General features: G+C 36.5%; 10 protein-coding genes. 5 read left to right on the top strand and 5 right to left on the bottom strand.

All coding sequences use genetic code 11. The features are described 5' to 3' along the window. Positions 1 to 97: 97 nt before the first annotated feature. The 3 genes from clpX to tig all read right to left on the bottom strand — a co-directional run bounded on the left by clpX (position 98) and on the right by tig (position 3,683). The gene (gene clpX / locus AC6EJB_RS07425) at positions 98 to 1,456 is read right to left on the bottom strand and encodes an ATP-dependent Clp protease ATP-binding subunit ClpX (RefSeq protein WP_498490695.1); all 1,359 of its coding nucleotides are present in this window, start codon (positions 1,454 to 1,456) and stop codon (positions 98 to 100) included. Between the two features lie 107 nt (positions 1,457 to 1,563). Next, positions 1,564 to 2,220 (bottom strand): ATP-dependent Clp endopeptidase proteolytic subunit ClpP, encoded by a 657-nt coding sequence (clpP, locus tag AC6EJB_RS07420; RefSeq protein WP_498490694.1) that lies wholly within the window; start codon positions 2,218 to 2,220, stop codon positions 1,564 to 1,566. Positions 2,221 to 2,264: 44 nt separating this feature from the next. Next, complete coding sequence (tig, locus tag AC6EJB_RS07415; protein WP_498490693.1) at positions 2,265 to 3,683, bottom strand: trigger factor; 1,419 nt, start codon at positions 3,681 to 3,683, stop codon at positions 2,265 to 2,267. Positions 3,684 to 3,836: 153 nt separating this feature from the next. Between tig and AC6EJB_RS07410 the strand changes: the two genes are divergently transcribed. The 3 genes from AC6EJB_RS07410 to AC6EJB_RS07400 all read left to right on the top strand — a co-directional run bounded on the left by AC6EJB_RS07410 (position 3,837) and on the right by AC6EJB_RS07400 (position 7,800). Further along, positions 3,837 to 4,868, top strand: coding sequence for an aspartate-semialdehyde dehydrogenase (locus AC6EJB_RS07410; protein WP_498490692.1), 1,032 nt, complete (start codon positions 3,837 to 3,839; stop codon positions 4,866 to 4,868). Further along, on the top strand, positions 4,868 to 5,776 hold the full coding sequence (dapA, locus tag AC6EJB_RS07405) for a 4-hydroxy-tetrahydrodipicolinate synthase (RefSeq protein ID WP_498490691.1): 909 nt from the start codon (positions 4,868 to 4,870) through the stop codon (positions 5,774 to 5,776). The genes AC6EJB_RS07410 and dapA overlap by 1 nt, the downstream gene beginning before the upstream one ends. A gap of 74 nt (positions 5,777 to 5,850) precedes the next feature. Then, positions 5,851 to 7,800: a ribonuclease J gene (locus tag AC6EJB_RS07400; protein ID WP_498490690.1), complete on the top strand. Its 1,950-nt coding sequence runs from the start codon at positions 5,851 to 5,853 to the stop codon at positions 7,798 to 7,800. Between the two features lie 19 nt (positions 7,801 to 7,819). Here the strand turns inward: AC6EJB_RS07400 and tilS are convergent, their stop codons facing one another. After that, entirely contained in the window at positions 7,820 to 8,800 is a 981-nt protein-coding gene (gene tilS / locus AC6EJB_RS07395) for a tRNA lysidine(34) synthetase TilS (protein ID WP_498492986.1), read from the bottom strand. A 130-nt stretch (positions 8,801 to 8,930) separates the two neighbouring features. Between tilS and AC6EJB_RS07390 the strand changes: the two genes are divergently transcribed. Both AC6EJB_RS07390 and uvrB read left to right on the top strand, forming a co-directional pair. After that, positions 8,931 to 9,710 (top strand): DUF561 domain-containing protein, encoded by a 780-nt coding sequence (locus AC6EJB_RS07390; protein ID WP_498490689.1) that lies wholly within the window; start codon positions 8,931 to 8,933, stop codon positions 9,708 to 9,710. Between the two features lie 89 nt (positions 9,711 to 9,799). Then, entirely contained in the window at positions 9,800 to 11,836 is a 2,037-nt protein-coding gene (gene uvrB, locus AC6EJB_RS07385; protein ID WP_498490688.1) for an excinuclease ABC subunit UvrB, read from the top strand. Positions 11,837 to 11,844: 8 nt separating this feature from the next. Here uvrB and AC6EJB_RS07380 read toward each other — a convergent pair whose 3' ends face one another. Next, positions 11,845 to 13,611 carry an aspartate kinase gene (locus AC6EJB_RS07380; protein ID WP_498490687.1) on the bottom strand — a complete coding sequence of 589 codons (1,767 nt, stop codon included), beginning with the start codon at positions 13,609 to 13,611 and terminating at the stop codon, positions 11,845 to 11,847. Positions 13,612 to 13,614 lie beyond the last annotated feature (3 nt).

The following is a 13,614-nucleotide window of genomic DNA, read 5'->3' as shown; positions in this document are numbered from 1 at the left end:
ATCATATTGTAAATCGTATATTTATGATTAAATAATTGACTAACTTTATATTTTTTCTAGTTAGGTGTAGTAGAGAAATGAAAAAAGCTTATTTGAATTAGGCAGATTCTTTTATGATTCTTTTCTCATTTGATAAGAGAGGAACAACTTTCCCACCTGTAATTTCATCGACCATTGTTTTTGTTACGTTGAAACTTTTAACTTTTGTCTGAGATGGAAGGCTATACATAAGATCTAGCATTATTTCTTCAACAATTCCCCGTAAAGCTCTTGCTCCAGTCTTTCTTTTAAAGGCTTCTTGTGCAATTGCTTCAACTGCATCGTCGTCAAATGAAAGCTCTACATCATCCATGCTTAATAAGGTTTTAAATTGTTTTACTAAGGCATCTCTTGGCTCTGTGAGAATAGATTTAAGAGCTTTGGCATTTAAAGGTTCTAATATTGCACTGACAGGCATTCTTCCAATAAATTCGGGGATTAGGCCATATTTCACTAAATCATCTGGTTCTAAGTCATTTATTAAGTCTGCCCCAATACGATCTCGATTGGATTTTGTTCTGGCTCGATTTTCATTTGGGATAAAACCAATTGAATTTTTTCCAAGTCTTTTTTGCACTACATCGTCTAAACCTACAAATGCCCCGCCACAGATGAAGAGGATTTGGCTTGTATCAATTTGAATGGAATCATGATAAGGATGCTTTCTTCCTCCTTGAGGTGGCACGTTTGAAACAGTACCCTCAAGCATTTTTAATAAAGCCTGTTGCACGCCTTCTCCTGAGACATCTCTTGTAATTGAAGGGTTTTCGCTTTTTCTTGCAATTTTGTCTATTTCATCGATATAAATTATCCCTCTTTGAGCTAAATCAACATCCATATCAGCTTTTTGAAGGAGACGTAATAAAATGTTTTCCACATCCTCTCCAACATATCCAGCTTCAGTTAGAGTTGTTGCATCAGCTACTGCAAAAGGTACATCCAGCATTTCAGCTAATGTTTGAGCAAGTAATGTCTTGCCACATCCGGTTGGTCCGATCAATAAGATATTAGATTTTTGTAATTTTGTTGCTGTTAAATCAGTCTCGCCTGACCCGTCTCCTTTCCATGCCAGCCTCTTGTAGTGGTTATATACAGCTACTGATAATATTTTTTTTGCTGGTTCTTGACCAACTACTTGATCATCCAAAAACTTTTTAATTTCTTTAGGCTTTGGGATTGAAGCCAACGTTGGTGCGGGTTTAGGAGTATTTGTTGAGGTTGCTTTAGTCTTACGGTTTTGTTCATGCCCACTTTTATGATGATTGGGATTATCAATGAGTTCTTCATCTAAAATTTCGTTGCACAAGTCGATACATTCATCGCATATGTAAACTCCTGGACCAGCAATGAGTTTCCTCACCTGATCTTGGGCTTTGCCGCAAAAGGAGCATTTAAGATGGGCTTCAAATTTTGCCATCGAGCTCTCTAAAAAAATAAAGGTTTGATAGACCGATCATTAGTTTTATTCAGTCTCAATTAACAGGATCATTGAGGATTGCTGGCTTGTCAGCTTTCCTTAATGATTCATATGGAGTTGAGATTTGAAACCACTTTGTCGATCAGGCCATATTCAACCGCTTCTTCAGGAGAAAGGAAGTGGTCTCGATCAGTGTCTTCGGAAATCTTTTCAATTTCTTGACCTGTATGCTCAGCCAAGAGTGAGTTAAGAGTCTCTTTTAAATAAAGTATTTCTTTAGCTTGAATTTCTATTTCTACTGCTTGGCCTTGAGCTCCACCAAGAGGTTGATGGATCATTATTCTTGAATTTGGCAATGCAAGTCTCTTACCTTTTGTCCCTCCAGACAAAAGAAAAGCTCCCATACTTGCCGCAAGCCCATAGCAAATTGTTATGACATCAGGACTAACTTGCTGCATAGTGTCATAGATAGCTAATCCAGCAGTAACAGAGCCTCCAGGAGAATTTATGTATAACTGTATATCTTTTTCTGGATCATCAGCCTCTAAAAAAAGCATTTGAGCTACTAATGCATCTGCAACTTGATCATTGACTTCGGTACCTAAAAAGATAATTCTTTCACGAAGTAATCGAGAATAGATATCAAATGCACGATCACCTTGACCAGATTGTTCAATTACAGTAGGAAGTACACCTGGGCCAGAGAATAGGCAGGAGTTATTCCAAAAACTATTTATGGGATGATTTTGTCTTGCTTCAATCAACTTAAAAGCTTAGATAACTAACACTTTTAATCTATGCCTTGAAACTAAGATTTGGGTGTTTTAGAACTTTTCTTTTCTTTATTTGTTTTGGTTGTTTTCTTTTTAGAACTTTTCTCTTGACTTTGATTTTGATTTTTTTCTGGAGCTTTTTCTATAATTTCATTGTTCTCTTCAAGCCAAACAAATAATTTTTCTTGCAATAAATCGTCAGTGATAGCCTCTTTTAGTCGATCAGCATCGATATTTTTTTCTTTAGAAAGTTTTATATCAGCTTTTACTTCGTTCAGCTTTAAATTGATGTCATCTTCAGAAATCTCAATTTTTTCTAATTTCGCTAAAGCATTTAAAGCTAGTTTTTGTCGAAGCTTTTTCTCTGCCTCTCCTTTCGAAGACTCCATCAATGATTTAACAAGCTCTGGAGTAAACATTGATTTAACATCAATTCCCTGTTGAGCAAAATTTTGAGCTGTTTGTTCAACAATTATGCGAACTTCTTGGTCAATAAGACTTTTTGGTAGCTCCACTTCAAGTTCTTTGACCAAAGCATCCAGAAGTGCGTCCTGACGATTTTTTACTTGTTTTTTTTCATTCTCTTCCTTAAGCCTTTTTTCAAGATCTGATCGTAGATCGGTCAAATTTTCTTGATCACTTGCTTGCTTCGCAAACTCATCATTCAGTTCAGGCAATTCTTTTATTTTTAAATCTTCCAGTTTTACATTAAACTCAGCTTTTCTTCCTTTGGCATCTTCTTGATGATAATCCTTAGGAAATTCGCACTTTAGAATTTTTTCATCGTTGATATTCATTCCAATAACTCCCTCAATAAATCCAGGAATCATTCGACCTTTTGTAAGTTCTATTTCTATTGAATCTGCGCTTCCACCTTCAATTTCACTTTTATCATCAGAGAAAATCCCTTTAAAGCTTACAAGTGCAAAATCTCCTTTTTTTGCAGCACGATCACTAACGGGCACCTTGGTTGCCAGTTGAAGTCGGGATTGCTCGATTAATTCATCTATTTTTTTTGGATCAAAGATTAAAGCTTCTACTTCAGCAGTAAGTCCTGAAGATTTTTTTAAAGTAGGAATAGGAGCTATGTCAGTTTCAAGTCTTAATGTAAGAATTTTTTCAGGGTTGAAATTTTGCAATATAGTTTCAAAGCCATCTTCTAATTCAGGCTCACATAGAGGCTCAATTCCTTCCTGATCTAATGTTTCTGTCCATACTTTTTGCAATAGTGACTCCAGTGCTGATGCTTGTATTCTTTTAACTCCAAGTTGCTGAATTACTACTGCTTTTGGGACTTTACCTTTTCGAAAGCCAGGAATTGAGATAGATCTGCTTAATTTGTTTAAAGCTTCGACGTAACTATTTTTGCATCGTTCTGCGGGTACCTCTACCTCTACAGCAATTCTGCTATTAGGTTTTGAGCTGGTTTTAACTTTTAAGTTTGCAGCACTCATTGAAACGGAAATCTCTAATTTGGTTAGCTTAAGGAAGCGTTAGTTCACTTCCAAAGCTATTGTGGCCTAAAAAGCATCGAAAAATTTATTATTTGTTGATTTTTCCAATAAGAAAAATTTTTTTGTTAAAACCTTTTATTCCTTTAAGCAAGTTTGAACCCACAATTTCTTCTACCAGACAGACCTCTTACAGTTGCGATTCTTGGATCGACTGGAGCTGTAGGAAAAGAATTATTAGCTTTGCTTGAGGAGAGATCTTTCCCTATAAAGCAATTAAAATTATTAGCTTCGCATCGCTCAGCAGGTGAAATTCAAAGTTTTTGTGGAACTGAATTCTTAGTACAAGAGACAACTAAAGATAGTTTTAAAAATGTGGATTTAATTTTAGCTTCAGCTGGCAGTTCAATTTCTCGTGAGTGGAAAGATTCAATTCAAAGTTCTGGCGCTTTGATGATTGACAACTCAAGTGCTTTTCGAATGGAGGAGGATGTTCCTTTGATTGTCCCTGAGGTCAATCCTGACCATGTCAGGAATCACAAAGGTTTAATCGCTAATCCAAATTGCACAACGATTTTATTAGCATTGGTACTTGCTCCTCTCAATAAGCATATTCCAATAAAGAGAATTGTTGTCTCCACCTATCAATCTGCAAGTGGCGCAGGTGCAATGGCAATGGAAGAATTAGAGCAATTAAGCCAAGAAGTTTTAGATGGATTAATTCCAAAAAGTAAAGTGTTGCCATATTCTTTGGCTTTTAATCTTTTTCTCCATAATTCACCTTTGCAATCAAATAAATACTGCGAGGAAGAGATGAAAATGGTTAATGAAACAAGAAAGATTTTAGGAAATCCTGATCTTTCTTTGACTGCAACATGTGTAAGAGTTCCAGTTTTAAGAGCGCACTCTGAATCAGTAAATATTGAATTCACGCGACCTTTCCCTGTAAAAGAAGCTTATGAGATTTTGGAATTTGCACCAGGAGTTGAGATCCTTGAGAATCTGGAAAAGAATCGTTTTCCTATGCCATTGGATGTAACTGGTAAGGATCAAATATCCGTAGGTCGAGTAAGGCAAGATATTAGTAACCCTAATGCTTTGGAGCTATGGCTATGTGGAGATCAAATTCGTAAAGGCGCCGCACTTAATGCAGTGCAAATTGCTGAACTTCTTTTGCCCAAACACTAATGAGTAAGTCAGCTTTATTATCTTCAGCGCCTTTCGGCAGGATGCTAACCGCAATGGTGACACCCTTTGATGAAAATGGGAGTGTAGATTTTGGTTTAGCTGCTGATTTGGCCCATTACTTAGTTGACCAAGGGTCTGATGGCATTGTCGTGTGCGGAACGACAGGTGAATCTCCGACTTTGACTTGGCAAGAACAACAAAAGATGTTGGAAACAGTTAGAAATTCTATAGGTTCTAAGGCTAAAGTTTTAGCTGGTACAGGAAGCAATTCGACTTCTGAGGCAATTGAAGCTACTAAGGCAGCTGCTAATGCAGGTGCTCATGGTGCGTTGGTGGTTGTTCCTTATTACAACAAACCTCCTCAAGAAGGATTAGAAGCTCATTTTCGAGCCATTGCAAATGCAGCTCCTCAGTTACCTTTAATGCTTTACAATATCCCTGGGCGGACAGGGTGTTCGATATCACCTAGTATTGTAAGTAAGCTTATGGATTGCAGTAATGTAGTCAGTTTTAAAGCTGCAAGTGGAACAACAGAAGAAGTGACTCAATTAAGACACTACTGTGGGGAAGAATTAGCTATTTATAGCGGAGATGATGCTCTGCTTTTACCAATGCTTTCTGTTGGTGCGGTAGGTGTTGTGAGTGTTGCAAGTCATTTAGTGGGATCTAATATGAAGAAAATGATAAATAGTTTTTTAGAAGGGAAATACGCTGAGGCGCTTTATTTGCATGAAAAATTACAGCCTCTTTTTAAATCCCTTTTTGCAACTACTAATCCTATTCCTGTTAAAGCGGCACTTCAATTGATCGGTTGGTCTGTTGGACCTCCTCGAAGTCCTTTAGTCTCTTTAAACAGTGAAATGAAAGAAGAACTCTTGAAGACTCTCTCTTCTTTGAGATTAATTTGATCTATTCTCTTTTCAGCCAAGAGGATCTGACTTTCATTTAAGTAACAACCAAGTTTTTTCACATAAATTTTTCCATGACATCAAGTTCAATGAATTATCAAGGTTCAAAAAATAATCAAACAAAATCACCTTGTTTGAGGATTATTCCCTTAGGCGGCCTAGGAGAAATCGGAAAAAATACTTGCGTCTTTGAATATGGAGACGACATCATGATTCTTGATGCTGGACTGGCTTTCCCAACGGATGGGATGCATGGAGTAAATGTTGTAATGCCAGACACTACTTACCTACGTGAAAATCAAAGTCGAATAAGAGGTTTGGTGGTTACTCATGGGCATGAGGATCATATTGGAGGAATTTCTCATCATTTAAAAAACTTTAATATTCCAATTGTGTACGGCCCTCCCCTTGCGATGTCTATGCTTAGGGGAAAAATGGAGGAAGCTGGAGTTGCTGACCGGACAACAATACAAGTATGTGGACCAAGAGAAGTTATTAAAGTTGGACAACATTTTTCAGTTGAATTTGTAAGAAATACACATTCAATTTCAGACAGTTATTCCTTCGCAGTTACGACTCCAGTGGGAGTAGTGTTTTTCACTGGTGATTTTAAGTTCGACCATACTCCACCTGACGGACAACCTTCAGATTTAGCCAGAATGGCTCACTATGGAGATAAAGGTGTTCTTTGCCTTCTATCTGATTCAACCAACTCTGAAGTTACAGGATTCACGCCTTCTGAATATTCTGTTTTTCCCAATTTAGATAGATACATTGCTACTGCTGAGGGCAGAGTGATGGTTACTACTTTTGCTAGTTCAACTCATCGTGTGGCGATGCTTTTAGAACTAGCAATGAAAAATGGTAGAAAAGTTGGCTTGTTAGGTCGTTCAATGCTCAATGTGGTTGGGAAAGCAAGAGAGCTTGGATATATGCGTTTTCCTGATGATTTATTTTTTCCAATTAAACAGATCAGAGATTTGCCGGATAGAGAGACTTTTTTATTGATGACAGGTAGTCAAGGTGAATCAATGGCTGCTTTAAGTCGTATTGCTAGAGGTGAGCATCAACATGTTCAATTGAAAACTAGTGATACTGTCATTTTTTCTGCTAGCCCTATCCCTGGAAATACTATTTCCGTAATGCATACGATTGATAAATTAATCAAATTGGGTGCAAAAGTGATTTATGGCAAAGATAAGGGGATTCATGTTTCAGGCCATGGATGCCAAGAAGATCAAAAATGGATGCTTGGATTAACTAGACCCAAATACTTCATTCCTGTTCATGGTGAATACAGAATGCAAGTTTTACATGGGAAAACGGCTGTCTCAATGGGGGTTCATCCAGAGAATGTATTGGTAATGGAAAATGGGGATGTTGCTGAGTTAAGGCCAGATTCTCTAGTGCAAGGGTCACCAGTTAAATCAGGAGTGGAATTACTCGATTCTTCTCGAACAGGGGTTGTGGATACTCGAGTATTAAAAGAACGTCAGCAACTTGCTGATGATGGAGTTATCACCGTGCTTACTCCAATTAGTACTGATGGCGTGATGGTTGCTCCACCTAGGGTGAATCTTCGAGGCGTTATTACTAATGTTGATGCCAAAACGATGGTTAATTGGACTGAAAGAGAGATTAATTGGGTCTTAGAAAATCGATGGAAACAGCTCGTTCTTAAGACAGGCGGAAAGTCAGTTGAGGTCGATTGGATTGGATTGCAAAGAGAGGTTGAATCAGGATTATCTCGACGGTTGAGAAGAGAGGTTCAAGCTGAGCCTTTAATTCTTTGCCTTGTTCAACCTGCTCCAGGAGGAACTCGCGCATATAAACCTCAACTTGATCAACAGCCAGACTCACGACAAGTAGTTAAGAAAACTGCTGATAAAGCTCCCAAGACAACGAATGTATCCGTAGCAAATAAAGAGACAAGTTCATCAGCAGAACAAAAAACAAATAAGGAATCTAATGCTGAGGAAATGCCATCAGGAAGAACAAGACGTCGCAGATCAGCAATTAGCTGATAACTTAAAATTGTCTATTTTAATTAGTTTTATTTGAGATATAAATAGCTTCTTTGTCCCATCTAATTAGGAAGTCTCCATGAAGATGGATACTTCCAGGTGGTTTTCTTTCAGATACTTTGGTATTGATTTCTTCAATTTGCAATGCTGTTACTCTTTTCACACCTATTGTCTTTAACCAATTAGAAAGAATTATTTGTCTAATAGAGTTTGTTAAACTGAATAGCTTTATTCTCGAAAGAGAATTGATCTTTTCTCCTTGGCAAAATTCTATTGCTATTTTTGCAAATAATTTTTGATCTTCGTTATAACTTTCAAGTCTATGAGCTACTGAGGCTATTCTTGAGTCCGCTCCATTATAGATTGAATTTAAAATTGGTAAAACTTCTTTTCTTATTTTATTTCTTGTTAAATTAATATTTTCATTTGAAGGATCAACCCAAATTGGCAAATTAAAATTTTTACAAATTTCAAGAGTTTCATTTCTATTAAAAATCAGTAATGGCCTGGCTAAATCTAAATTGCTTTCTATATTTCTTTGCTCCTTAAGAGTAGTAAGTCCAGTCAGATCTGTCCCCCTGGCCAAGTTCATAATGACTGTCTCTGCTCGATCAGTAGCTGTATGACCAGTTAATATTCTTGTGCACGGAAAATGTAGATTTTTTGATGATAATAACTTGGCTTTCATTATTAGATTTTTATATCTCCAATCTCTTGCCTTTTCTTCATTAGCTACTTCTTGTTTATCTGCTTTATTAGAGTGAAATGATATTTGATTATTCAGGCACCAAAGTTTTAGCTCTTCTTTTATTTTCTCGGATTTAGCATGCCATTGGTGATCTCCATGCCAGATTTCTACTTGCCATTGATATAGCCTTTTTAAATCAATAATTAATTTGAGAAGGGCCATTGAATCTTGGCCACCAGATATGGCTAAAAGAATGGTGGAGTTACTGGGAAGCAGAGATTTATTTTGTTTTAGCCTTTTGTGTAAACGCATATGCCATTTACTCCAAGACCTGTCATTTTGAGAAGATTGTGACATTTGCTTTGGTTTCAGAGCTCTATTCGCATTTTTTTAGTTCTTTTGCTGAGTAAATGTCACAATCAGGTTAATAGTTGATGTTTTTATGACACGTTTGCAGACACTGCCAGTTTCACTTCAAAAGAGTATTCAAAATAGATCTTTATTGAAAGTAATTTCTGGTTTAAGTAATTTTAATTCAGAATCAGTATTTCTAATTGCCAAAGCTGCTGGTCATGGAGGCGCCGATTTATTGGACATTGCTTGTGAACCAAAATTAGTAGAGCTAGCTGTAGAGGCCTCGAAGATTCCTGTGTGTGTAAGTTCGGTAGAACCAAGGCTTTTCCCTAACGCTGTTAAAGCAGGAGCTTCAATGATTGAGATTGGGAATTTCGATTCTTTTTATCCAGATGGGCGTTTTTTCTCAGCTGATGAGGTGCTTTCATTAGCTACAGAATCTCGACGCCTTTTACCTGAAGTTTTTTTGTCAGTGACCGTTCCCCATGTTTTGCCGTTAGATAGTCAAGCTCAATTAGCGTTAGATCTTGTTGATAGAGGAGTCGACTTAATTCAGACAGAAGGAGGCACAAGCTCTCATCCCATGAGTCCTGGAACTTTAGGTTTAATAGAAAAAGCTTCACCTACATTGGCTGCGACTTTCGCTATTGCATCTGCTTTAAAGGAGAGCCATCATGATGTACCTGTTATTTCTGCTTCCGGACTCTCTGAAGTCACTGTCCCTATGGCCATATCAGTCGGAGCTAATGGAGTTGGTATTGGGTCAGCAGTAAATAAATTGCATACTGAATTAGCTATGATTGCCACTGTCAAAGGTCTTCGACAGGCTCTAGATTCGTTTAAAAAAGTTGCCACGATTAATCAGTGAACTTTATAAGGTATTTGAAACCTTTGTTGATTAAAATTTAATGAATATGAAATTAATAAATTTGTTTAATTTTAGTATTAAATAAGAATATGCCTGAATATAAACTTCAAGCTCCTTATGTTCCCAAAGGCGATCAACCTGGAGCTATTAAAGGGCTCGTTAAAGGTGTAAATGATGGGGAAAAGTTTCAAACTTTATTAGGTGCAACTGGAACAGGAAAGACTTTTACAATAGCTAATTTGATCGCGCAAACTGGAAGACCCGCGCTGGTTTTAGCTCATAACAAAACACTTGCAGCTCAATTATGCAATGAATTAAGGGAGTTTTTCCCTAATAATGCTGTTGAATATTTCATCTCATATTATGACTATTATCAGCCAGAAGCTTATGTTCCAGTAAGTGATACTTATATAGCTAAGACTTCATCAATAAATGAAGAAATTGACATGTTACGCCACTCTGCGACTAGGTCTTTATTTGAAAGAGATGATGTGATAGTTGTTGCCTCAATTAGTTGTATATATGGTTTAGGAATTCCAAGTGAATACTTAAAGGCTTCTGTAAAGTTTCAAGTTGGTCAAAGTATTGATTTAAGATCTTGCCTTAGATCATTAGTTTCCAATCAATATACACGTAATGATATCGAAATTAGTAGAGGCAGATTTAGAGTTAGAGGAGATGTATTAGAAATAGGCCCAGCATATGATGACAGACTTGTAAGACTTGAATTATTTGGAGATGATGTCGAAAGTATTAGCTATGTCGATCCAACTACTGGCGAAATATTAAATAAACTAGATTCTATTAATATATATCCAGCAAAACATTTTGTAACACCCAAAGATCGCCTAGATGCTGCAATTAAAGCAATAAAAAAAGAATTAAAAGATAGATTAGATTATCTTAATCAAGAGGGTAAATTGCTAGAAGCACAAAGATTAGAACAACGGACAATTTACGATTTAGAAATGTTAAAGGAAGTAGGTTATTGCAATGGAGTTGAGAATTATGCTCGTCATCTATCTGGGAGAGATCCAGGTTCTGCGCCAGAGTGCTTAATTGATTATTTCCCAAAGAATTGGTTGTTACTGATTGATGAAAGTCATGTCACTTGTCCTCAATTAAGAGCTATGTACAATGGTGACCAATCAAGAAAAAAAGTATTAATAGATCACGGTTTTAGATTACCAAGTGCAGCTGATAATCGTCCTTTAAAAGATATTGAATTTTGGAATAAGGCAAAACAAACTGTTTTTATAAGTGCAACTCCTGGTGATTGGGAATTATCTCAGAGTACAGGAAATATTGTTGAACAAGTAATAAGGCCTACTGGTGTTTTAGATCCTTTAGTTGAAGTACGTCCCACCAATGGACAGGTTGAAGATTTACTTTTTGAGATTAGAAAAAGAGCAAAGAAAAATCAAAGAATACTAGTTACAACACTTACGAAAAGAATGGCCGAAGATCTTACAGATTATTTATCTGAAAACAAAATAAGAGTTCGCTATTTACACTCAGAAATTCATTCAATAGAAAGAATTGAAATTATTCAAGATTTACGACTTGGAGAATATGATGTATTAGTGGGAGTGAATCTTTTAAGGGAAGGTTTGGATTTGCCCGAGGTCTCTCTCGTGGTGATTCTAGATGCTGATAAAGAAGGATTTTTAAGGGCCGAAAGATCATTGATACAAACAATTGGTCGAGCAGCAAGGCATGTGGAGGGTTTGGCTTTGCTTTATGCGGATAAAATGACTGATTCTATGGCTAAGGCTATTAGCGAGACTGAAAGGCGCCGAGAAATACAAGAGACTTATAATATTCAGAACGGTATAACTCCTAAACCAGCTGGTAAAAAAGCCAATAATTCAATTCTTTCCTTCTTAGAGTTATCTAGAAGATTAAATCAAGATGGTAATTCAGATGATTTTGTTGATATTGCAGATAAGTTAATCGATCAAAGTTCTAAGGAATCTGATATGGGTGTATCTCTAGATTCTCTACCTGAATTAATAGAAAAATTGGAATCTAAGATGAAAAAAACTGCTAAAGATTTAGATTTTGAAAAGGCTGCAATTCTTAGAGATCGTATCAAGAAATTACGCCATAGATTAATAGGTAATTAATATACTAATTATTGATCACTTTTCCCTAATTTAAAGCAAGAATGAATTTCATTTAACGCTTTTTCACCATATTTTTCTGAAATAATACAAGTAGTCCTTATTTCACTGGTAGCGATCATCTCTATATTGATTTTTTTATTTGCTAGTGCTCTAAATATTTTAGCAGCTGTACCTTTGGTGAATGGCATTCCAGATCCTACTGCGCTAATTCGAACTATTGCCTTACCTTCTTCTAGCTTGGATCCTTTCCATTTTGATAAAAGCGTTTCTAGAGCAAATTTAGCTTCTCTTGTATCATTTTTCTTTAATGTAAAACTAATATCTTTTGTTTTATCTTGATGCTTTCTTTCAGATTGAACTATTGTATCTAGGCAGATGTTTTTCTCTGCTAAAGTTGAACATATTGTAGATGCAGTTCCTGGTTTGTCTGGAACATTTTTGACACTAATTTGGATTTGATCTTTATCTAAAGCTATTCCTCTTACTGGTGGCTCGTTGTTATTTTCAACAATTGGATTAAGAGTAATTTTCTTATCACTGAGTTTGAAAAATTCTCCTACACTACGCAAAGCTTTTTTACCTGCTTCTGAATCAATAACACAACTTACTTTTACTTCACTTGTTGCTATTAGACGTATGTTAATACCAGAGTCAGAAAGTGTTTGAAATAAAGAAGAAGCTATGCCGGGTCTCCCCATGATGCCAGCTCCATAGATACTGATTTTCGTTAGATTTTTTTGGGTAGATATTTCCCCTCCGATACAATCAATGAGTTTTCTACACTGAAAATATGCATTTTCCAACTCGTTCTCATCTACAGTAAATGTAATATCGTTTTTATTAATTTGATGTAATGCTTGAATTATAAGGTCTACATTTACTCCTCCTTCAGATAAGGATTCAAATAAATCAGCAGCTATACCTGGTCGATCTGGGATATTAGATATTGCAATAACTGATTGATTTTCTATTAGCTCTAATCCATCAACAGGACTTCGATGCTCTATTCCACCCTTAGAAATAGCATTATTTTTATTGCTGGTTAATGTTGTCCCATCAAGATTGTCCCAACTTGATTTCACTACAAGAGTTACGCCAAAATTTCGGGCTATTTCAACTGCGCGAGGGTGCAAAACAGCAGCTCCAAGGCTGGCAAGTTCTAACATTTCATCACAACTAATGGTTTTCATTAATTGTGCATTTTTTACAATTCTTGGATCGGTGGTTAAAACACCAGAAACATCAGTATAAATTTCACATTTTTCAGATTTAAGAGCCGCTGCTAAAGCTACTGCAGAAGTATCTGATCCTCCTCTTCCTAAAGTCGTGATTTCAGGAATCCCTCCCATGCCAAGACTGGTTCCTTGGAATCCTGCAATAATTATAGTTTTACCTTGCTCTACAAGATTTTTTATTCTTTCTGTTCTGATCTCTAGAATTCTTGCGCGCCTATGAGCTGATTCTGTAATAATTCCAGCTTGATTTCCAGTCAATGATATTGCTGGTATGCCCAATTCATTCAATGCCATTGTCAATAAGGATATTGAAACTTGCTCCCCTGTTGATAGGAGCATATCCATTTCTCTATGAGGGGGATGACTAGTTATTTGTGATGCTAATTTGGTTAACTCATCAGTTGTATGTCCCATTGCCGATACAACCACAACAAGATCATGTCCTGTTTCTTTATTTGATTTAATTCTTTGCGCGACTGATTTAATTCGCTCAACGCTTCCCAAAGAGGTGCCGCCAAATTTTTGAACCAGTATGGACATTGA

It is taken from the genome of Prochlorococcus sp. G4PB17 (assembly GCF_059772445.1).
This window is presented reverse-complemented; position numbering and strand designations above follow the sequence as displayed.

Excerpts from the sequence above, each read along its gene's own strand:
- dapA (WP_498490691.1), top strand. The coding sequence starts at position 4,868 with ATGAGTAAGTCAGCTTTATTATCTTCAGCGCCTTTCGGCAGGATGCTA.
- tilS (WP_498492986.1), bottom strand. The coding sequence starts at position 8,800 with ATGCGTTTACACAAAAGGCTAAAACAAAATAAATCTCTGCTTCCCAGT.
- tig (WP_498490693.1), bottom strand. The coding sequence starts at position 3,683 with ATGAGTGCTGCAAACTTAAAAGTTAAAACCAGCTCAAAACCTAATAGC.
- AC6EJB_RS07380 (WP_498490687.1), bottom strand. The coding sequence starts at position 13,611 with ATGTCCATACTGGTTCAAAAATTTGGCGGCACCTCTTTGGGAAGCGTT.
- uvrB (WP_498490688.1), top strand. The coding sequence starts at position 9,800 with ATGCCTGAATATAAACTTCAAGCTCCTTATGTTCCCAAAGGCGATCAA.
- AC6EJB_RS07390 (WP_498490689.1), top strand. The coding sequence starts at position 8,931 with ATGACACGTTTGCAGACACTGCCAGTTTCACTTCAAAAGAGTATTCAA.
- clpX (WP_498490695.1), bottom strand. The coding sequence starts at position 1,456 with ATGGCAAAATTTGAAGCCCATCTTAAATGCTCCTTTTGCGGCAAAGCC.
- AC6EJB_RS07400 (WP_498490690.1), top strand. The coding sequence starts at position 5,851 with ATGACATCAAGTTCAATGAATTATCAAGGTTCAAAAAATAATCAAACA.